Origin of the sequence: Rhizobium sp. TBD182 (assembly GCF_001950375.1) — a bacterium.
Classification (GTDB): domain Bacteria; phylum Pseudomonadota; class Alphaproteobacteria; order Rhizobiales; family Rhizobiaceae; genus Agrobacterium; species Agrobacterium tumefaciens.
On sequence record NZ_BDLN01000009.1, the window covers coordinates 186,233 to 207,180 of the forward strand.

A 20,948-nucleotide genomic window follows, 5' to 3' on the forward strand; every position below is an offset into this window, starting at 1 on the left:
TCCCTGCTTGGAACCTCCCCGTTCCAATCTCCGCCATTAGCATGTCACATCCTGACCGCACCGCAATCGAAGAATGGTTACCAATCTTTCCGAACAAGATTACAGATATTACAAATATGACAGGGCGGATAACCAGCTAGGCTTTGAAGATCGCGTCTGCCGCGCCTATGATGATGGCGGGAGGAATACGCAGTGCTTAATCAGAAGGTTCGCATTCTGATCGTCGAGGACGATCCGGATATGGCAGAGCTTATCTCGGACCTCGTCGAGGCCGAGGGCTGGCTGCCCACCTGCGCGCGCTCCGCCGAGGAAGCGGACGAGATATTGGCGAAGGACGTGATGCAGCTGGTGCTCGTGGACCACAACTTGCCCGGCACCTCCGGCCGCACCTTTGCCCAGAGACTACGCAGTAAGGTCGATATCGGCATCGTCATGGTAACGGCTGCCGGCAGCGCCGCCGACCGGGTTCTCGGCCTGGAAACAGCGGCCGACGATTATGTCGTCAAACCCTTCGAACCGATCGAACTCACGGCACGGATCAAGGCCGTTCTGCGCCGGACGATTCCCTCCTTAAAGCAGGAAAAGGACAGCGAGCGCGACCACGGCCGGGCGGCATTGCTACTCAGCGACTGGGCGATTGATCTCAATGCCCGACAGGCAGTCTGCCTGACCGATCGCAGCAGAACGCTGACAAGTGCCGAATTCGCACTTCTGGAAATTCTGGCCGAAACGCCCAACCAGCCCGTCAGCCGCTCCCAGATCCTCGACAGGCTGGGCTCGGAAAGCGACCGCTATATCGATAGAAACGTCGATGTGCTGGTGCTGCGGCTGAGGCGCAAGATCGAGCGAAACCCCGATCTGCCGCGTCACATCAAGACGCGGCGCGGCAGGGGTTATGTGCTCCACACCGACGAGGGCGAGCTTTCTCCGTGATCAGCCGCTCCTTCCTTTCCTCGATCGCCTTTCGCCTGCCCTTTGCGATCGTCTTCATCTGCATCCTCGTCTTCAGCCTATCCGCCATCGCCATCTACGGCCTGCAACGCGGCCGCGATGAAATGGCCGCCTACGGCCTGCAGGCCTTTTCCAGCCTTGCCAAGGCATCGCTGGTTTCGCGGCAGGTCTCCGACCTCGTCTCGAGCGCACCTTTCCTGATGAATGCCGCCTCGCCCTATCGCGTCTCCAGCGAAAGCCGGTCCGTGGTCCAGCAGGTCGATATCCTGCTGGAGATGACAGGGCCAGGCAACGGTGATCGGGTCGCCCGCGGCTTTGCCAACGAGCGCATCGTCGAACTCCTTGAATTGATCAGAACACAGACGCTGGATCTGGCAAAGGATGCCGATGCGGCGCAGGGCCACAAGGCGGAAGCAGCAGCCGCGCTTGGCGAAATTGCCACGGGTCGCGGCATCACCGATCCCGAACTGCGCCGGCGGATGAACGGCATCGTGCAGGCCGCATCCGCATCCGACAGCCTCTTCCAGCTTGGTGAACTGCGCCGCCGCTATGTTGCCGAAAACACCGCGCGCCAGGAAGGTTATCCCGGAGAGCGGCTCCCCGTGGCCGAGCTGCAACCCTATGAGCGGGTCTTTGAAGCGCAGAGCCGTTACCTCTTGGAAATGTTTGCGATCCGCGCCTCGGTGTCGCGGCTTCACATTGTGTCGCGCGATCTGTCCCATGTCACCGAAACCCAGAGCGATGCGGTTGCCCGCAGCCTCAACGAGGACCTGATCTCGACCTCGGACGCTCTGAGCCGGCTATTGGTCATCGTCGCAGTCGCTTCGCTTCTGGTTCTGGTCATGGCAACATTCTCGATTCGATCAGTGATGCGTGTCTCACGCGGGATCGCGACGCTTTCCAACGGCATGAACGCGCTCGCCAAGGGTGAAAAGGATGTCGGCCCGCCATCCTACACCGGATCGGAGCCGGAACTGATCCGCCTGCTCGATGCTTTCCGGGCTTTCCATGACAGCGTCGATCGTGTCTCCCGCCTGCGGCGCACGGCGGAAGCGGCGGCCCGAACCATCCGCTCGACCTTCCGCAACATGAATGAGGGAATAGCGCTGTTCGATCCGACCGGTCGGCCAATCACCATGAACCGCCGGATCATAGAACTTGTCGGTCGTTCCGGCTCGTCGCGTAAGCTGCCGCTTCGCCGTTTTGTCGAACCGATACCGGAGATCGATCCCGCACTGTTCCCTTTCGAGAGCGGCCGAGGCGAGTTGATGGACCGGGCAGTCGTGCGCCATCGCACTGGAGATCAACGAGTGATCGAAGTATCGATGTCACGCCAGCCGGATGGCGGTATCGTGCTGCTCGCCCGGGATGTAACTTCTCTCGATCGTCAGGAGGCGGAGGCCGCAAAAGCCCAGAGGCTTGATGGCATCATGCGCATGACCCATCAGGTCAGTCATGAAGTGGGCAACATGATCGGAATCATCACCGGCAGCCTCGGTCTGCTGGAGCGCGAAACTGGTTTCAACGATCGCCAGAAACGCCACATTGCCCGTATCCGCAAGGCGGCGGATCGCGGCCGTTCTCTGGCCAGCAGCATGCTGACCATCGGCAGCCAGCAGCCCATTCATCCGAGCTGCATCAACGTCGCAAACCTGCTGCGCGGCATGGCCGATATCCTTGAGATTGCAGTCGGCCCGAAATGCCGGATTGCGCTGGAGATTGACGAGGATCTTCCCTCGATTGCGCTAGACCCTGCCCTCCTCGAGCAGTCCATCCTCAACCTTTGCCTGAATGCGGCAGCGGCCATGCCCGATGGTGGCCTGATCTCGATCAGCGCCGCTTCCGAGAAGGATGCACTTGTGATCGCAGTCACCGACGAGGGGGTCGGCATGACGCCCGAGGCGGTGGACAAGGCCTTCGAGCCCTATTTCACCACCCGGCAGGAACACGGCGGGGCAGGCCTCGGCCTTGCAATGGTCTACGGCTTCGTCCGGCAGAGCGGCGGCGAGGCGCATATCAGCTCGATGCCGGGCGATGGCGCAAGGGTACAACTGACTTTTCCGGTAGGCGCCGACCACGTCCAGATTCGATAAGCCCCGAGAAGGCCTTCCAAGGGGAGAGGAATTCGTCAACCAATTGAGTTGTTAACTCCCGATCAACTCAGAATATTCACTGTCCGTTTCTTCCTGCTCTCTAGGATCACGCCATCCGAGTATGGGAAACAGTACCGTCGTGAAAAATCAACCAAAAGCTGAAGCCAGTGATCCGCAAGCGTACCTGACCGCGCGCCTTGCAACCGCACAGTCTCGTATCGAGAAGACCTTTCTCGAAGGCGGCTCCGTGCTCGTTTCAGTCATGGACATCCTGAACCAGCTCATCACCATATTGGACCGCATGACGGGTTCGATGGACGGCGATACCGCGGATGCGGCAATGGCCAACATGCAAAAGACCATTGAGGACATGGTCCGCCTGCCGGAAACCGAACAGTTGCGACAGGCCGCCTTCGTTGAAATGAGTTCCCTTTGCAAGTCTGCAAACGGCCATGTCGATGATATCCGCGAGACGATCCGTTACCTGAAAACCTTTGCGGTCACGGTAAAGATCACCGGCGCAGGCATCGCCGAATTTTCCTCCTTTGCCGAGGAAATCCGCGAACGCATCCATTTCGGCGGTACTGAAGTCGGCAAATTCGCGCAATATCTCGATCTCATGGACAAGCAGCTTGCCAGAGCGCGCGACGTCTCCTCCGTCATCGGCGCCGATTTCGAAGCAACGATCCCAGGCATCGTCGGAGGTTTGAAGACAAATTCCGGTCGCATCGGCGAACAACATCGCGCCATGACGGCCATGGCGGCCAAGGTGAAATCCGTCGCGCAGGGCGTGCAGGGCAAGATAGCGGCAACGCTGTCCTCCCTCCAGATCGGCGACATCACCCGCCAACGTGTCGAACATGTGCAGACGACACTCGCCCTGTTCAGCGATTATCTGAATTCCGAAGAGGCGCTGGCGTTAAATTCCGCCGAAATGGACGCTCTTTACGACACCGTTTTCGAGATGGTCAGCGCCCAGATCGACGAGATGGCAACCACCTTCCAGCAGGATTGCCGCAAGATCTTTGCAGGCATCTCAAGTTTCGCCGACGATGCCGCAACCATTCTTTCACTGCGCGACACCCTGGTGGAAGATGCTGCCAATGATGGCGGCAGCGCGTTGCAGCTGCTTGAGAAGGACATAGCAAAGGCGTGCGATCTGGCCGGGCGCGTTCAGGAAGGCATGGCGGATGCCAATGCGGTCGTCGCTTCCGTTACCGGTACCGCCCAGGACCTGTTGCACGGCATTGAAGTGCTGCGCTCGATCAAGACTGAAATCCATTATATGGCGCTGAACTCAAACCTGCGCTGCTCGAAACTGGGCGACGAAGGCCGGTCGGTCAATGTCGTCAGCGGCGAGCTGCGGGTCTTTGCCGACAAGCTGGAAAGCCCGGCGGATTCGATCGTTACCGATCTCCACCGGATCGAAAGCGTCATTACAAATCTGAAGACGGCTGAGAACCGGAGCGCCGGTGACCTGCGGGAACCATTGAACGAAGCACTGGAAGCCATAAGCCACGCCAAGGGTCAGATGGAAACCGGTCTTCAGAATCTCGCCACGGAAGGTCAGGCCGTTTTCAGCCGCATCAGTGCAGCCGTGATCAAGCTCGATTTCGAAAGCGAACTCGGCGATGTCCTGAAAGAATGCCATCACGTGGCAAGCGGGCTGGCCGCCGGCGGCGCCGGAGACATTTCCGGCTTTGCGGAGAAAATCCAGCCGTTTTCGACACGCATCTACAAGATCTACACGATGGCGCAGGAGCGCGACGTGCATCTTCGCTACTTGCCGGTCGATCTTGCGCCCGGGCAGAAAGCACCCGCCGCCGTCGAAGATGACGACGATCTGTTTGCCGACGCGCTTTTCTAGAGCGTACCCGATCTAAACGGGATCGATGGGGCGCTTTTACTGCGCCGGGTTCCCGGCGTCAGGCCGCCTGCATCAGTTTGCCAGGGCTTTTCTTGCTGGAGGCCTCAAGGAGACGGAGAACCTCGGCGGCAAAAGCTTCGGCATTCTGCAGAGCCTTGTCAAGATTGCTGACATGGCCAGCTTTCATCATATGCAGGCATCCATCGAATTCGAACATATCGCGAAACGCAGAACGTTCGAAAATCGGCGTATCGAGAACACGTACATTCCTTTGCGCCAGCAGTTCCCGTGCGGCCAGAAGCGCGCGGGTCGTGACCAGCGGATTAACGCGGGTCAGCACGACGGAATGGTCGATCCGGATATTCGCCTTTTCATCGAGATAACGCAGCAGCTCGAGCACCTGCGCCCCGCCCTGCGCATCCATGGTGCTGCCCTGAACGGGTACCAGCACATGGTTGGAGAGACCGATCGCAGTCGCGAGCAGGGGCGATTGCGCACCGGGCAGGTCGATGATCACATGATCGAATGCACGGCGGCTGTCGATGACATGCTGCTGTAACGTCGCCGCCGTCACATAGGTGATGACTGAAAAATCGACACGCGCATCGGCCTTTTCACGCCAGCGGGAAATCCAGCGCTGTGGATCTGTATCGATGACGCAAACCCGCGATCCGCGACGCGCCAGTTCGGACGCCAGGAGAAGAACCGCCGTGGTTTTCCCGGCACCGCCCTTGGTGTTCGCGAAGGTGATAACTGGCATGGCATGATCCGGAAAACTGGGCGGAGACTGTCATGCCTCGCGGAACGCACCTGTCGCATGGTGTTGCCGCCATCATTGGCGAGTTTGGTTAATGCCGGGTAAAAAAGGGTCGCGCCATCAGCGGCGGCGGTCTTCGGCCTGAATTTCCAGCGCGATCCTGTCGAGTGGCAGAACCTTGTCGACACCGCCATGGGCGATCGCTTCCTTCGGCATGCCGAAGACAACAGAGGATGCTTCGTCCTGTGCCACCGTGAAGGCGCCGGCCTGATGCATTTCCAGCATGCCGCGTGCGCCATCATCACCCATGCCTGTCATGATGATGCCCATGGCGTTGGCACCGGCGGCACGCGCGGAAGAACGAAACAGAACGTCCACCGAAGGCCGGTGTCGCGAAACCAGTGGCCCGGTGCGGACCGAAACGCGATAACGTGCACCCTGCCGCTCCAGCAGCATATGTCTGTCGCCCGGCGCAATCAGCACATGGCCGCGCAGCACCGGATCGCCGTCCTCGGCCTCCTTGATCTCGACATCGCAGAGACTGTTCAGGCGTTTTGCAAATGCGGCGGTAAATTTTTCCGGCATATGCTGAACGATCACGATGCCGGGTGAATTGGCCGGCAGCTTCATCAGCATTGCGCGCAACGCTTCTGTGCCGCCGGTGGATGCACCGACACAGACCACCATTTCAGTGGTGCGTGCCATGGCCTTGCCCGAAGGCGGCGGCAGCACGGCATCGGCGGTCAGCTTGGCCTGCGGACCGCTTGCGGCAGCCGAACGCAGCACCGCCCGCGCATTGCCGACGCGGGCGTGCGCCGCACTTTTGACGACCTCGCAGATGCGCGTGGCCTGTTCCGCCAGATGATCCGCAGCGCCTATCCTCGGCTTGAGGATGATGTCGACCGCCCCCGCCTCCAGCGCCTGAAGCAGGGTTTCCGATCCGGCCTCGGTCAGCGACGAGCACATGACCACAGGGATCGGTTTCTGCGACATGATCTTGCGCAGGAAGGTGATGCCGTCCATGCGCGGCATTTCCACATCAAGCGTGATGACATCGGGAATTTCTTCCTGAATGCGCTTGGCCGCAACAAACGGATCGGCAGCGGCCCCGATCACCTCAATGCCGGGATCGCTTTCGAGAACCTCCGTCAGGGTCTGCCGGACGCTGGCGGAATCGTCGACGATGAGAACGCGGATTTTTTTCGACATGGCTCTCTGCCGCTATTGCTTCTTGAAAACGGTATTGGCGACCTGCCGCAGGGGCAGGTCGATACCGGTTATCGTTTCGGAATGACCGATGAAAAGGTAACCGCCCGGTACCAGGCGCTTGCACAATTGGGTCAGGACGTGCACCTGCGTTTTTTTATCAAAGTAGATGAGAACGTTACGGCAGAAGAGAAGATGCACCGCATCGCCGATCTGGTAGGTCGGGTCCATGAGGTTGAGGCGGGCAAAACCGATCTTGGAACGCAGCCGCGGCACGATACGAACCTCCCGTCGTCCGGCATCGACCGACCGCATGACATATTTGCGCATCATGTCGGCCGGAACCGGTTCGAGCAGTTCACGGGCATAGATACCGCTATGGGCTTTCCTGAGCACATCAGTGGAAAGGTCGGTCGCAAGGATGCTGAAATTGTTGATGACCTGTTTCTCGGCCGCTTCGGCCAGCACCATCGCCATGGTATAGGGTTCCGCACCCGTCGAACAGGCGGAACTCCAGGCGCGGATACGCCCATGGCCTTCACCCGCAAGTGCAGGCAAAGCGAATTTCTCCATGTAGTCGAAATGGTTCGGCTCACGGAAAAAATCCGTCTTGTTGGTCGTCACCACGTCAATCAGGTAGATCGCTTCCTCTTCAAGCCCGTCTTCGCGGAAGAGGAAATTGCAATATTGAGCGAAGGTGGCATGCCCCGTGGCGCGAAGACGCTTGCGCAGACGCCCTTCCAGCATGGTGCGCTTGCTGTCCGGCATCTTTATGCCGCTGTAATTGTAGATGTATTCGGCGAGCAGCCGGAAATCCCGCTGACTCAGGCCATCATGCGCGGAGCTGGCAGCAATGGAGGCATCCACGGAAAAGGCTCTCCTCATGCCGCCTGAACCGGTGTGCCGCCCTGGCGGGCAATAGCGTTTTCTTCGTTCGAGAAAAGCTTTGCAAGATCGATGATGACGACGAAATCACCTTCGCGGCGAACCACACCTGCAATGTAGTCGGAGTTCCAGTGAACGCCGATATCGGGTGCGGTTTCCATCTGGTCGCGACGGAACGGCGTCACCTCGAACACCTTGTCCGCCACAAGACCTATCGCCAGCGTGCGGGATGGAAACGGAATATCCAGCACCAGCACACGGGTATGGGGTGTCCGCACGCTGCGGCTCATTCCGAGCCGCAGCCGCAGATCGATGATGGGCACACCCTGCCCGCGCACATCTCTCAGACCCAGCAGATATTCAGGACTATGCGGAATCTTGAACGTGTCCTCATAGTCGAGGATTTCACGGACGACCGCGACGGATACCGCAAAGACCTCCTCACCGAGGCTGAATGTCACGAACTGGCCTTCTGAAGATGTGCTGGTCATGGTCAGGCGCTTTCGCGGAAATCCGCGTCGTCAGCATCGGGACCGCCCATGGACATATCCAGTGCGAAACCTTTGACGCGGGCTTGCTGGGCACTGACGGTATTGCCCGTCTGCGGTTTGCGAACGGGGGCCGGCTTCATCGCCGGACGCGTCGCAGCAGGCTTTGCGGCAGGCCGATGTGCAGCCTGTGCGGGGCGCGACGAGACGCTTGAGGCATCCACCTTGAAGAAGGCGATACTGCTCTGCAACTCTTCGGCCTGTGCGGCCAGCTCTTCCGAAGTCGCCGACATTTCTTCCGAAGCGCCGGAGTTCTGCTGCGTCACCTTGTCAAGCTGTTGGATTGCCTCGTTGATCTGGGAGGCGCCGATATCCTGCTCACGGCAGGCGGCGGAGATTTCGGCGACCAGCTCGGCGGTCTTGCGAATGTCCGGCACCAGACGGTTCAGCATGTCGCCCGCTTCGGTTGCCACCTGCACGGTCTCGCCGGAAAGCGAGCTGATCTCGCTGGCAGCAGCCTGGCTGCGTTCGGCGAGCTTGCGCACTTCCGATGCCACGACAGCAAAACCCTTGCCGTGTTCTCCAGCGCGCGCCGCCTCAACGGCGGCGTTCAGCGCCAGAAGATCGGTCTGGCGGGCAATTTCCTGCACGATGGAAATCTTCTCGGCGATGGTGCGCATGGCGACCACGGCGCGGTTGACGGCTTCACCGCTGGCTTCGGCGTCCTTGGACGACTGACGCGCGATCTTTTCCGTCTGCGCGGCATTGTCGGCATTCTGCTTGATGTTGGCAGCCATCTCTTCCATCGAGGCCGAGGCCTCTTCGGCAGAGGATGCCTGCTCGGTCGCGCCCTGGCTCAGCTGTTCGGAGCTGGCCGACAGTTCCTGGCTGCCGGAGGACACATTGTCGGAAGCGGAAAGCGCATCGGCGACAATGCCACGCAGGCGCTCAACCATCCGTTCCAGCGCAAGGCCGAGAGTATCCCTGTCGGACAGGGGTTTCGGCATGACGGTGAGATCGCCATCCGCAATCCGGTCGGCAATGCCTGCGGTATTGCGCAGATTGCCCGTCATCGTGTTGATGCGCGCAACGAGATCCTTGATCTCGTCATTGGTCTTGATCTCGACATTCTGATCAAGATCGCCGATCGCAACCGCCTCCGCCACGGTCATGATCTTGCGCAATCCGCTGCTGATGCCGAGCGCGATCCAGAATGCTGTCGCGATGGCGATGAGTACGGCAACGACCGAGGCACTGACCAGCAGGGTGCGGGTCTGCTCATAGTCATCAGCCGCCAATTGCTTCGATTGTTCAAGACGGTCGCGGTTCATCTTGACGCCCTCGCCCAGTTTCCCGGTCAGGGCATTGGCAGCGTCACGGCCCTTGCCGGACGAGTACGACGCGGCGAGCGACGTATTGCCCTGCGCAACCAGTTCCCGGACGTGATCATCACTGGCCTCGAAAGCCTTGGTGATGGCCTGCAGATCCGTCCAGAACGCACGCGTCTCGGCGCTGGCGGTGGCTGCCATATCATTCAGCATGGCCGTCAACTGGTCGCGACTTTCGTTACCTGCCGCCTTGAAAAGCTGGGTTTCCTCCGGCGAAGCAGCAAGGATGATATTCTTCTGCGACCGGACAGTTGCCAGCGCCAGTGCGTTCATCTGGTGAACCTTGTCGAGGCGCACGACAGTGCCGTCGACCACATCGTCCATGGCATTCTTGGCGATACCGAGGCTGTAGATGCCGTAGCCGGCCGTTCCGGCAAGCATCAGGATCAGAAAGCCGAAGGCAACCGCCAGCTTCATCTTGATTGTAAATCGCATCTCAATGCTCCTTGGAAAGTTCGATGACGTTGCCACGCGCGCTGGACGAAACCGGTCCGGACTCGCGATGCCCCGTGAAAATTGCTGTCAGATTTGGAAGAATGACGAACTCGCTGCCGCGTTTGATGAGGCAATGGATGTAATCCGCTCGCCACCGCATGCCGACGCTCGGCGGCGGTTCGCTGGCTGCCCGGCTGAACGTGGTCACCTCGTTGACCTTATCGGTCCTGATGCCGATCAATGCCGGCTCGCCATCGAACGGCAGTTCTATGACGACGATACGGCTATCAATGGTTCGCTCGGTGGCTTCCATGCCGAAGGCAAGACGGATATCAGCCAGAGGGATGACCTTGCCCCGGAAGTTGATAACACTCGCCACAAAGGCTTTAGCACCGGGAACGGCGGTTTCGGGCAGAAGATCCAGAATTTCCCGGACCTTCACCGCCTCGATGGCGAAGGTCTCGCCCGCAATGTTGAAGGTCAGAACTTCCACGGCGTCGGACACGCCCCAAAATTCGTCCGTCTGCTTCAAGAGAGACTGGTTCATCCCGCGGCCCGCAATCGCGCCTCCTGCTGTTGCCCCGCCATCACCAGATGTGCGACATCGAGGATAAGGGCGACATTGCCGTCACCGAGGATGGTCGCGCCGGAGAATGTCGCGACGTCATGGTGCAGTTTCGACATGGCCTTGATGACCGTCTGGTGGTCACCGATGATCTGGTCAACCACAAGCCCGACCCGCTCGGAGCCGGTGGAAATGACGACGATCTTCTGGAACTGATCCGGCTTGGTTCCGGTGTTGAACAATTCGCGCAGGCGAATGAAGGGAACGAGGCTCTCGCGCAATGAAATGAAGGACCGGCCCCGCGAACGAATATCGTCGTCAGGCGACAGTTCCAGGCATTCCTCCACCGCCGGCAGCGGAATGACGTAGCAACCATTGCCGACCCGCACCAGCAGGCCGTCGATGATGGCCAGAGTCAACGGGATCGCCAGCGAAACTTCCGAACCCGCGCCCGGCGTGCTGGTAACGCTGATCGTGCCGCGAAGGGCCTCGACACTTTTTTTCACCACATCCATGCCGACACCACGGCCGGAAAGACTGGTAACTTCAGAGGCTGTCGAAAAGCCCGGCTGGAAGATCATCTGCAGCAGTTCCTGATCGCTGACCTGCGCGTTCGGAGCCAGAAGGCCGGAAGCCTCCGCTTTTGCCCGGACGCGCTGGCGATCGATGCCACGGCCATCGTCACGGATGGTGATCGTCACATCACCGCCCGACTGGCGGGCAATGAGGGTGATCCGCCCCGTCGCCGGTTTGCCGGCCGCCACACGCTCATCGCCTTTTTCGAGACCATGGTCGCAGGAGTTGCGGACAAGGTGCACGAGTGGATCAGCCAGGCGTTCGATCACCGCCTTGTCGACCTCTGTGCCTTCGCCCTCGGTCTCCAGCTCGATCTGTTTGCCCGTTTCCCGCGCCAGGTCATGGATCAGACGGCGGAACCGACCAAAAAGCTGGGCGATCGGCACCATTCGCAGGACCATCATCGTATCGCGAAGTTCTCCGGAAAGACGTTCGACATCCTCCGAAACAGAGCGCAAAAGAATATCGACGCTGCTACCCGCCAGCTGCGAAAGGCGGGACTGGGCAATGACGAGTTCACCGACCCGATCCATCAACTCGTCAAGTCTTTCAGCAGGCACCCATACGTTTTCGGCCGCCTTGCCGCCCTTCGGATCGGCGGCGACCTTTCTGGCTTCCGGCAGGATCTCGGAAACGGGGAGCTCTTCTTCGACAACCGCTTCGATTGCGCGGATATCGATCTCCATGTCATCCATCACGAAGATGAAAACGTCGTCGATTGCCGATTGCGGCTGCTCGGTCGTCAGCCGGACTGTCCAGCCTAGATGGAGATCGCTCGGATTGAGGGCGTCGAGAGACGGCACCGTCGAGGTGTCGGCAACGATTTCACAATCGCCGAGTTCGGCCAGCTCATCCAGCAGACCAAGGGGATTGGTTCCGTTTGCCATGGCATTGACGGGCAACCGGAACCGGATTTCCCAGGTGGCGGCTTTTGCCTTTGCCTGCTTCCTGGCGAGATTCTGCGCCGGAACATGTGTCAGGACACCGCCATCGCCACGAGTGCCGACTGCCGCACGAAGCTTGGCGAGCAGCTGCTCTCCAACATCACCCTGCACACCGTGCGGATTGTCGACCAGCGCCTGCATATGATCCTGCGCTTCAAGAACGGCTGCGACCAGTTCGCTGGTTGCCGGAACCTCGCCCTTGCGCACCCGGTCAAAGGCGGTTTCGCAATGGTGGGTGAAGGCGGCAAGCGCCTCGAACCCGAACATTGCCCCGGACCCCTTCAATGTATGCAGTCCGCGGAAAACGGCGTCGATCTGATCCTGATCGGTCAAATCGTGAAGCAGATCGAGAAGGCCACCCTCGATTTGCTCGAAAAGCTCCGCAGCCTCCGTTCTGAAAACCTGAATAGGGTCCAGCGTCGTCATTTTCCGAGGACCTTTCTGACGATCTTGACCAGATGTTCGGCATCGAAGGGCTTGGTCAGCCAGCCGGTGGCACCGGCGGCCTTGGCGCGCGCCTTCATGTCCGCATCGGATTCCGTCGTCAAAAAGATGATCGGAATGCCGGTATGAGCCGGAGATTGCCGAAGCGCCTCAATCATCTCGAGACCATTCATGTTCGGCATGTTGAGATCAGTGACGATGAGGTCAAAATTCGCGGCCTTCGCCTTGGCAAGACCGTCCTGCCCATCAACGGCCTCGGTAATCTGGTAGCCCGCGCCTGTGAGGGCGATCTTCGTCGTCATGCGAATGCTGGCGGAATCGTCGACCGTTAAAATATGTGCGCTCATGATATGTCCTTTCCATGCAACCAGAACTGGCGGGAGGCTTCATCCATCCGCGACAGGAAACCGCCCCGCCGCAATGTCTGCAAAACCTGACCGTCAGCCGGCTCTTTCAATGTTATCGTCTTGTTGTTCTGCGCCGCGAAATTGCGCGAGGCTTCCATCAGCTGCACGAAGCTCAAATCCGCATCCGCATCCTTGGGCACCTCGACCACCAGCCTGTCGGTGTCTTTGAGACGGTCGAGAAGAAGACCGTGTGCCGGCGCAATCGACCGTATGGAAAGCGCTTGCGGCATCTTCAGTGTGTCGTTCTTGGTTTCATCAAACATGGGGAGTCTCCCGAACGGCTGCGGCTTGCATGCCGCCATCCGCCCTGATCGGTTGTTCTTCCGGTGTTTCGAGGCTCGGCACTTCGATCTCCAGAACGTCGTGACCCGCCATGAGCCTCTCGATCAGCGTCCATTGGCGCTGGAACGCCGCGACGCAGGCGGGATCGAAATGGCTGCCGCTCTGCGCGACAACATGCGCATAGGCCTCTTCGGTCGACCACGCCTTCTTGTAAGGACGCTCGGAGCAGAGAGCCTCAAAGACGTCCGCAATGGCGACGATACGGGCTTCCAGCGGAATGCCATCGCCCGACAAGCCGTGCGGATATCCCGTTCCATCCCATTTTTCGTGATGGCCGCCTGCAATCGCCTCGGCTATGCGCAGCAGATCGGATGAACCGTTTTCGAGAATCTGCACGCCGATACCGACATGTTTTCGCATTTCGGTGATCTCATCAGGCGTCAGGCGACCCGGCTTCAGCAGCACGCTGTCGGAAATTCCGATCTTGCCGACATCGTGCAAGGGTGCCGCGAGATAGATCATGCGGCAATGCTCGTCATCGAGGCCGAGATCCTTTGCCATCAGCATGCTGATTTGCGCGACGCGGGAAATATGGTCGCCGGTGTGGCCGTCGCGGAATTCGATGGCCCGCGCCAGGCGCCAGATGATTTCTTCTTCGCGGGCCGCGAGTTGCCGGGTGGCCTTGCGCACCTCATCCACAAGGCTGCGCGCCTGTCCGGCAAGATCACGCTGCGCCTTGCGCAAGGCGAGAAGGTTGCGCACCCGCGCCTTCAGCTCCACCGGGTCAAAGGGCTTGTGGATGAATTCCGTGACACCGCTCTCTATCGCTTCGATAAGGACAGGCCGGCCTCTTTCCGATGTGATCATGATAACAGGCACATGCGCGAAATGCTCATACGTATTCAGTGCCTTGAGGAGCTGTATGCCGTTATATTTCGGCATCGTATAATCCACCACAAGCAGATCGACCGCATTGTTGCGGCAGAATTCCAACGCCTCCGTGGGATCGGTGAAGCCCACGATGGTGCCGACATCCGGAAGCCCGCGGACCGTCGCTTTCAGGGCAACAAGAATCGACTTGCTGTCATCGACCAATACGATTTGCACTTGTCCTCGCTATCATTGGATTGCGGGCGAATAGACGCGCGAACTCCTCGGCTTTCACCGAGCGAATTCAACGGATCTGGAAACATTTTTTTGGGAAAAGACGACCGCGTCATGTGGTCATAAAAATGAAGCGCCTGCGCGAAATTCGCCTGCGAAGACAACTTCTTATATGAATAAATTGACCAGATGTTGGTTAACAGCGACTTAAGTGTGACTTATGAATACTTATAGTGAAGCGCCATCATCAGGCCTTCCAACGGGAATGTGATCCTGTTGCGGGGCGCCGCAGCCTCTCGGGCTGATGCGCAGACGCGCCACTAATCCTTGTTAGTATTTCTAACCTACGGAGAAGATTTCGGCCGATTGTTGCAGCGTTGATCCTCGAATAGCCTGAGACCAGAATTGGTATCAGGCAAAAGAGGGAACGATGTCGAAACGGCAGGACAAGATCAAGCTCGGAACCTTTGTTTACACGTTCGGCTTCCATGCAGCCGCATGGCGGCACCCGGCAAGCAAGGTAACGGCAGCAACCGACTTCAGCCACATGTTGAATGTGGCCAGAATTTCTGAAGCTGCCAAATTCGATTTCATGTTCCTCGCCGATTCCGCTGCGGCTGCCGTTGGTGACCCCGACGCCCTGGCGCGCAGCCCGACCAAGCAGAACCGGTTCGAACCGCTTTCTCTCATCTCGGCACTTTCGGTGATGACGGAAAGACTGGGTTTGGTCTCGACGGTATCGACGAGCTATTATGAACCCTTCAATGTCGCCCGGATTTTCGCGTCTATCGATCAGCTGAGCCGGGGACGCGCCTGCTGGAATGTCGTCACCTCCGATCATGACGAGACCGGCTACAACTTCAATCGTCAGGGTCTCGATCCTCACGCCGTCCGTTACGAGCGCGCGCAGGAATTCATCGACGTAGTGTTCGGCCTATGGGACAGCTTTGAACGCGATGCCTTGCTGCTTGATCGCGAAAGCGGCGTTTATTATGACAAGGACAAGCACCATACCCTCAATCATGTCGGCAAGCATTTTCAGGTGCGCGGCCCCCTCAACATTGCGCCTTCCGAGCAGGGGCGGCCCGTTATCGCTCAGGCCGGCGGCTCCGAGGCCGGAATGAACCTTGCTGCACGGACGTCTGAAATCGTCTTCAGCCTGGCATCCAATATCGAGAGCAACAGGGCTTTCTACCAGAACGTCAAAGGACGTATGCCGGCATTCGGTCGCGATCCCAACGATCTCAAGGTCATGCCGGGAATTGTCGTCAATGTCGGGGAGACCGAGACCGAGGCGAAGGCAAAAGTCGATTTTCTCATCGACAGCCTGCATCCGGACGTGGGTCGGTTGATGCTTTCGGAGTTCCTCGAAGCCGACCTTCGTGGCGTTCCCCTCGATCAACCATTTCCGATGGACCGGCTGCCCGCCGAGCCGAAAGGCTCGCGCAAGATGTTTGACCAGCTCGTCGAGTTCGTCAAACAAGGACAGACAGTGGGACAATTGATCCGCCACTACGCAGAACGCCACACCGGAAACGGAATAACCGGGACACCAAAACAGATCGCAGACTACATGGAAGAGTGGTTCGAAACCCGTGCCGCCGACGGTTTTATCCTTATGTTCCCGACACTTCCCGCAAGCCTGGAAGATTTCGTCCGCCTTGTCTTGCCGGAGTTGCGGCGACGCGGACTGTTTCGTGAGGAATATGAAGGATCGACGCTGCGCGAGAACCTGGGGCTTTCGATGCCTGCCAACCGTTACACGGCCGCCAAAGGCGATAAAGAGCGCATCTGAAGGAGCCGATCATGGTGGACCAGATGAAAATGCAGGTGCCGTCTCCGGGCGCTGACCTCTTCAAATCCTCCATGCGGAATCTGGCGGGTGCCGTTTGCGTCATCACGACAGGCACGGGTGAAACACGAACCGGCTTCACCGCAACATCCGTCACAGCACTTTCTGCGGATGGCCCGACTGTGATGGTCGCACTCAATCGTGGATCCTCGTCCTGGGAAATCGTCGAGAAAGCCAGACGGTTTTGCGTCAACGTCGTCGCTGAAGGTCAGGAAAACGTCGCCCACTCATTCTCGGGTTTTAATGGAATTAAGGGTGCCAGCCGCTACGATGGCGCCGTCTGGCACACGATGGCGTCAGGCGGCCTTGCGCTGGATGGCGCTCTGGCAAGTCTGGACTGCGAACTCGAAGACGCGATCATCCATCGATCCCATGTGATCCTGATCGGCCTCGTCCGGTCGATAAGGACGCATGACGATGCCCGGCCACTTCTGTACTGGCGCGGAGAATATCAACACATCAGAAGGTGATATCCCGAGCGGTAGGCCCTCAGTCACGCACTGCGGTTCGGGGACGATGCGACAGACTGCTTTTTCGCGATCCCCATCACCCACATGTGAAATTCTCTTCCGTAGGGCTTATCGAAAACGGAACGATCCCATGCCAGATAGTAGCTCTCGGGAAGCGGAAGGCGGATGTCGAAAGGAACAACAAGTGTACCGGCCTGCAACTCGTCCTCGATCATCGAGACCTGAGCCAGCACGAAGCCGTGTCCGTTGACCGCAGCGTCGATTGCGTTGCTCGACAGCGCGAAAAACAGGCTCGAGAGTTTTTCATTCACGGTCGCGCCAACCAGCTGCGCCCACTCGCTCCATTGTGGCGGACGGCTGTAATGGGCTTCCCACTCGATATTGAGCAAAGGGAATTTGAGAAGGTCGGCGGGCGCCGATAATGTCCGTCCCCCGAGCAGACGCGGCGAACATGCGGGAACCACCCAATCCGTATAAAGCGGCACGAAATGCGCATGCACCTCCGCCCGCTTTCCATAGGTTATGCGGAAATCGCTCTGGCCGCCCGACAGGCTGGGTTCGTCATCCTTGCCGATGATACGGACATTGGCTTCCGGATAGAGAGCCTGCCACTCGAAGATCTTGCGGCCGATCCACTTGTTCACCACCGAGCTGAGCGCAGTCAGCACGATGCCGGTCTGGCTCCGTGCCCGTTCGAGAACATCGACGGAATGATTGAGCTGGCTGAAGCCTTTGGCGACTTCCTTGTGAAGAAGAACACCCCATGACGTCAGTTCCACACGGCGTCCGATACGTTCGAGGAGCGTAACGCCGAGATAGTTCTCAAGCTTGCGCACCTGTTGGCTGATGGCACTGGGTGTTACGCCCAGTTCTTTGGCGGCAGTGCTCATCGTGCCGCACCTTCCTACGGCTTCGAAAGCTTGCAGGGCATGGAGTGGGGGCATAGCCAATAGGGTATCTCCAGTTCTGCTTTTTGTTAAGTTTTTCTAAACAAAAACGCAACGAAAATCCGCTTGTCCCGCATCGCAACAAGGAAAATACTGATCCGATTAAAGCGAGAACGGGGGAAAAAAATGTTTCTCAAGAATGCTTGGTACGTCGCCACCTGGGATCACGAAATCGGACGAGACCTGACACCCGTAACGATGCTCGGCGAAAATATCGTCCTTTATCGTCTTCAGAATGGCAAGCTTGCAGCGCTCGAAGATGCCTGTCCCCATCGCAAGCTCCCCTTGTCCATGGGGCGTATCAAGGGCGACGACGTCGAATGCGGCTATCACGGACTGACCTTCGACTGTTCCGGCGCCTGCACCCGCGTGCCGGGTGCAGAGCGTATTCCACATGTGGCCTGCGTCCGCTCCTACCCGGTAGAGGAACGTTGCGGGCTCGTCTGGGTCTGGATGGGTGAGGCCGCGAAAGCCGATCCCGCAGAGATTTTCCATGTCGAACATTTCGGTGATCCGTCCTGGGGCGTCAATCGCGGCGAGTCGATGACGATCAACTGCAATTACCTCTACATGACGGACAATCTGCTGGACCCATCCCACGTCGCATGGGTACATCAGAGCTCGTTCGCCAGTTCCGCCTGCGAAGAAACGCCATTGGAAACAACGGTGAAAAGCGATGGCGTCGTCGTCTGGCGCTGGATGCTGGATTCAGATCCAGCCCCCTTCTACGCACCGTTCCTGCAATTTGAGGGGAAATGTGATCGAAAACAGCATTACGAGGTTCGCTACCCCAGCAATGCCATCATCAAGGCCATCTTTGCACCATCAGGCTCCGGTGGCGAAGGCCGCGAATTGCCGGCCAACACGTTCTTGATGGACAGCTACAATTTCATGACGCCAGTCGATGAGAACCGCACGAAGTATTACTGGTTTCAGATGCGAAATTTCGCGCCCGACGACCCGGACGTTTCAGCGCGCTTCGCAACATCCGTACGCGGCGCATTCGAGGAAGACCGTGTCGTGCTGGAGGCGGTCCACCACGGGATCGCGAACAAGAAGACTCCGAACCTCGATCTGAAGATCGATGTCGGACCGCTGCGGTTCAGACGCAAGCTTTCACAGATGATCGATAGCGAGACCATGAATGTCGTCGCTGCCGCGGAGTAAGCGCCTGCGCCGGAATGACTAACGATATGGTCTTCGCCTACTCAAATGGGTCAGGCGGAGATGGCAAAAAATAATAACCGGGAACATAGCTGGTGATCGGCAAAAGCCGACGCCCGCCACAAATCGGGAGTATCCTTGATGCGCCACATCAGGCAGCCTGAGCTCTATTCAGTGGACTATAATGTACTGCGGCAACGTTTTCTTTCCGCCGCGCGCCGGTCGAATGCTGCGTTGTTCGAATATAAGCATCCATTGCATGGCCCAGGTGGAGAGCACCTTTTCACGGATGTTGCATATCTGGGCGAACGCAACGCGTCAAAAAAACTCGTCATCTTGTCCGGCACGCACGGAGTTGAGGGGCAATTCGGATCGGCTTGCCAGGCTGAATGGCTTGCCGCAAATAACCCTTTACCGCTTCCTCCCGATACGGCTGTGGTGATGATCCATCTGATCAACCCGTGGGGAACAGCATGGAGCCGACGGGTCAACGAGGACAATGTCGATCTCAACCGAAACTTCGTTGACTGGAAGAGAGCCGTTCCACGAAACGAACGATACGCCCCACTCCATAATGCATTTGTCTGCGCCGAGTGGGATGGACCCGATCGTGACCGGGCCGATCAACTGCTGAGAGATGCCAAGGCCGCATTAAACGGTCACGCCGGTATCGCCGCGATTATCGAAGCAGGCCAATACGACTTTCCAGACGGACTGTTTTATGGCGGCAACGGCCCGACATGGTCGAACCGCACCCTCAACGATATCTTGAGCACTTTCGTCAGTGGCGCGTCGGATGTCGTCGTCTTCGATCTTCACACCGGTGCAGGCCCTTACGGATATCCCGCGCTGCTATCCGTGGCGGAAGAGGACCATGCCGGTCTGGAATGGGGCAGAAAAACCTATGGGCACGCACTCGCGGTCGTGATGACCGGCAAGGGCGCAACGACCGATACCGGCATTGCGGCAACGGCCACGGGCTACGTTTCAGCAGCGGTCTGCAAATCCTTGCTGGACAGCCGCGTATTGCCGCTGGTAATCGAATGCGGAACCCTTGAAGGCCCGGTGGTGATGGACGCCGTGCAGGCCGATAACTGGCTGCATCTTTTCGGGAATATCGAATCTCCGCTTGGGCAGAAAATCAAGAAGACGCTGAGAACTGCGTTCATTCCTGACGATCCCGAATGGCAGCAGAACTGTCTTGGGACAGCTTGCGATATTTCGACCGCGCGCTGACCGCACTTGCCTCGGTTACTCCCAAGGATTCAAAGGGCGCAACCGCTCCGGCTTTGGTGAGCGACTGGCCACCGGCCGTGCCTGTCAACACCAAACGCCATGAACGGCCAGCCGTTGAAGTTCATGATCTCCACAAAAGCTTCGGCACGCACGAAGTCTTGTCGGGCGTGGGGCTGAGTGCCGATCCCGGTGAAGTCGTTTCCATGATCGGCTCGTCAGGTTCCGGCAAGAGCACGTTTTTGCGCTGCATAAACCTGCTTGAACAGCCCAGCAGTGGAACGATCGTCGTTGATGGCGAGGAAATACAAATGAAGGGTGGAGCGAATGGCCGTTCGCAGCCAGCAGACATGCGCCAGGTCGAAAGAATTCGCGCCCGCGTGGGAATGGTATTCCAGAACTTCAACCTCTGGCCCCACATGTCCGTGCTTGAGAACATCATCGAGGCTCCCGTCCATGTTCTTGGCGAGCGTCGCCAGGATGCAATCGACCATGCCCATCAGTTGTTGAAGAAAGTGGGACTGTCGGAAAAGCATGCCCAATATCCCGGGCAGCTCTCCGGCGGCCAGCAGCAACGTGCGGCCATCGCAAGAACACTGGCCATGCGGCCAAAAGTCATCCTCTGTGACGAACCGACATCCGCTCTCGACCCCGAACTTGTGGGAGAGGTCCTGCGCGTGATCCGTCAGCTGGCAGAAGAGGGCAATACCATGATCCTCGTGACGCATGAAATGCAGTTTGCGCGCGAGGTATCTCACAAGATTCTCTTCTTACACAAAGGAAAGGTGGAGGAAGAGAGTACCCCGGCGGAATTGTTCACCAATCCGCGATCGGAACGCCTGCGTCAGTTTCTGTCGCGAACTTTATGACGTGATCCGCTGATCAGCTGT

The 20,948-nt window shown here is 58.6% G+C and carries 19 protein-coding genes; 8 read left to right on the plus strand and 11 right to left on the minus strand.

Annotation, left to right across the window (positions count from 1 at the left end):
- Window positions 1-192: 192 nt before the first annotated feature.
- From T18_RS22260 to T18_RS22270, 3 genes are all read left to right on the plus strand, one after another.
- On the plus strand, window positions 193-933 hold the full coding sequence (locus T18_RS22260) for a response regulator transcription factor (protein ID WP_003514167.1): 741 nt from the start codon (window positions 193-195) through the stop codon (window positions 931-933).
- Window positions 930-3,044 carry a sensor histidine kinase gene (locus T18_RS22265; RefSeq protein ID WP_038492182.1) on the plus strand — a complete coding sequence of 705 codons (2,115 nt, stop codon included), beginning with the start codon at window positions 930-932 and terminating at the stop codon, window positions 3,042-3,044. Before T18_RS22260 ends, T18_RS22265 begins: the two co-directional genes overlap by 4 nt.
- A gap of 139 nt (window positions 3,045-3,183) precedes the next feature.
- On the plus strand, window positions 3,184-4,911 hold the full coding sequence (locus T18_RS22270) for a hypothetical protein (protein ID WP_046205571.1): 1,728 nt from the start codon (window positions 3,184-3,186) through the stop codon (window positions 4,909-4,911).
- 58 nt (window positions 4,912-4,969) lie between these two features.
- Here T18_RS22270 and T18_RS22275 read toward each other — a convergent pair whose 3' ends face one another.
- From T18_RS22275 to T18_RS22320, 10 genes are all read right to left on the minus strand, one after another.
- Entirely contained in the window at window positions 4,970-5,671 is a 702-nt protein-coding gene (locus T18_RS22275; RefSeq protein WP_038492188.1) for a ParA family protein, read from the minus strand.
- A 117-nt stretch (window positions 5,672-5,788) separates the two neighbouring features.
- Window positions 5,789-6,877, minus strand: coding sequence for a protein-glutamate methylesterase/protein-glutamine glutaminase (locus T18_RS22280; RefSeq protein ID WP_003514176.1), 1,089 nt, complete (start codon window positions 6,875-6,877; stop codon window positions 5,789-5,791).
- A gap of 12 nt (window positions 6,878-6,889) precedes the next feature.
- On the minus strand, window positions 6,890-7,759 hold the full coding sequence (locus T18_RS22285; protein ID WP_029658809.1) for a CheR family methyltransferase: 870 nt from the start codon (window positions 7,757-7,759) through the stop codon (window positions 6,890-6,892).
- Window positions 7,756-8,250, minus strand: coding sequence for a chemotaxis protein CheW (locus T18_RS22290; protein ID WP_003514179.1), 495 nt, complete (start codon window positions 8,248-8,250; stop codon window positions 7,756-7,758). The genes T18_RS22285 and T18_RS22290 overlap by 4 nt, the downstream gene beginning before the upstream one ends.
- Before the next feature lie 2 nt (window positions 8,251-8,252).
- Window positions 8,253-10,070 (minus strand): methyl-accepting chemotaxis protein, encoded by a 1,818-nt coding sequence (locus T18_RS22295; RefSeq protein ID WP_038492191.1) that lies wholly within the window; start codon window positions 10,068-10,070, stop codon window positions 8,253-8,255.
- A 1-nt stretch (window position 10,071) separates the two neighbouring features.
- The gene (locus tag T18_RS22300; RefSeq protein ID WP_003514184.1) at window positions 10,072-10,617 is read right to left on the minus strand and encodes a chemotaxis protein CheW; all 546 of its coding nucleotides are present in this window, start codon (window positions 10,615-10,617) and stop codon (window positions 10,072-10,074) included.
- On the minus strand, window positions 10,614-12,581 hold the full coding sequence (locus T18_RS22305; protein ID WP_038492195.1) for a chemotaxis protein CheA: 1,968 nt from the start codon (window positions 12,579-12,581) through the stop codon (window positions 10,614-10,616). Before T18_RS22305 ends, T18_RS22300 begins: the two co-directional genes overlap by 4 nt.
- Window positions 12,578-12,946 (minus strand): response regulator, encoded by a 369-nt coding sequence (locus T18_RS22310; RefSeq protein WP_013636814.1) that lies wholly within the window; start codon window positions 12,944-12,946, stop codon window positions 12,578-12,580. Before T18_RS22310 ends, T18_RS22305 begins: the two co-directional genes overlap by 4 nt.
- Entirely contained in the window at window positions 12,943-13,269 is a 327-nt protein-coding gene (locus T18_RS22315; protein WP_038492198.1) for a hypothetical protein, read from the minus strand. The genes T18_RS22310 and T18_RS22315 overlap by 4 nt, the downstream gene beginning before the upstream one ends.
- On the minus strand, window positions 13,262-14,395 hold the full coding sequence (locus tag T18_RS22320; protein ID WP_038492201.1) for an HD domain-containing phosphohydrolase: 1,134 nt from the start codon (window positions 14,393-14,395) through the stop codon (window positions 13,262-13,264). Before T18_RS22320 ends, T18_RS22315 begins: the two co-directional genes overlap by 8 nt.
- A 427-nt stretch (window positions 14,396-14,822) precedes the next feature.
- On the opposite strand from T18_RS22320, the gene T18_RS22325 reads away from it, so the two are divergent.
- Both T18_RS22325 and T18_RS22330 read left to right on the plus strand, forming a co-directional pair.
- Window positions 14,823-16,187, plus strand: coding sequence for an LLM class flavin-dependent oxidoreductase (locus tag T18_RS22325; RefSeq protein ID WP_038492204.1), 1,365 nt, complete (start codon window positions 14,823-14,825; stop codon window positions 16,185-16,187).
- Window positions 16,188-16,198: 11 nt separating this feature from the next.
- A complete protein-coding gene (locus T18_RS22330) occupies window positions 16,199-16,714 on the plus strand; it encodes a flavin reductase family protein (RefSeq protein WP_038492207.1) in 516 nt (171 codons plus the stop codon).
- 23 nt (window positions 16,715-16,737) lie between these two features.
- Here the strand turns inward: T18_RS22330 and T18_RS22335 are convergent, their stop codons facing one another.
- Window positions 16,738-17,658 carry a LysR family transcriptional regulator gene (locus T18_RS22335; protein ID WP_075807820.1) on the minus strand — a complete coding sequence of 307 codons (921 nt, stop codon included), beginning with the start codon at window positions 17,656-17,658 and terminating at the stop codon, window positions 16,738-16,740.
- Between the two features lie 129 nt (window positions 17,659-17,787).
- Between T18_RS22335 and T18_RS22340 the strand changes: the two genes are divergently transcribed.
- The 3 genes from T18_RS22340 (at window position 17,788) to T18_RS27020 (ending at window position 20,927) form a co-directional block, all read left to right on the plus strand.
- On the plus strand, window positions 17,788-18,828 hold the full coding sequence (locus T18_RS22340) for an aromatic ring-hydroxylating dioxygenase subunit alpha (RefSeq protein WP_038492212.1): 1,041 nt from the start codon (window positions 17,788-17,790) through the stop codon (window positions 18,826-18,828).
- Window positions 18,829-18,966: 138 nt separating this feature from the next.
- Window positions 18,967-20,061 carry a DUF2817 domain-containing protein gene (locus T18_RS27015; RefSeq protein WP_051489699.1) on the plus strand — a complete coding sequence of 365 codons (1,095 nt, stop codon included), beginning with the start codon at window positions 18,967-18,969 and terminating at the stop codon, window positions 20,059-20,061.
- On the plus strand, window positions 20,010-20,927 hold the full coding sequence (locus T18_RS27020) for an ABC transporter ATP-binding protein (RefSeq protein ID WP_244440153.1): 918 nt from the start codon (window positions 20,010-20,012) through the stop codon (window positions 20,925-20,927). The genes T18_RS27015 and T18_RS27020 overlap by 52 nt, the downstream gene beginning before the upstream one ends.
- The last annotated feature ends 21 nt before the right edge of the window (window positions 20,928-20,948 follow it).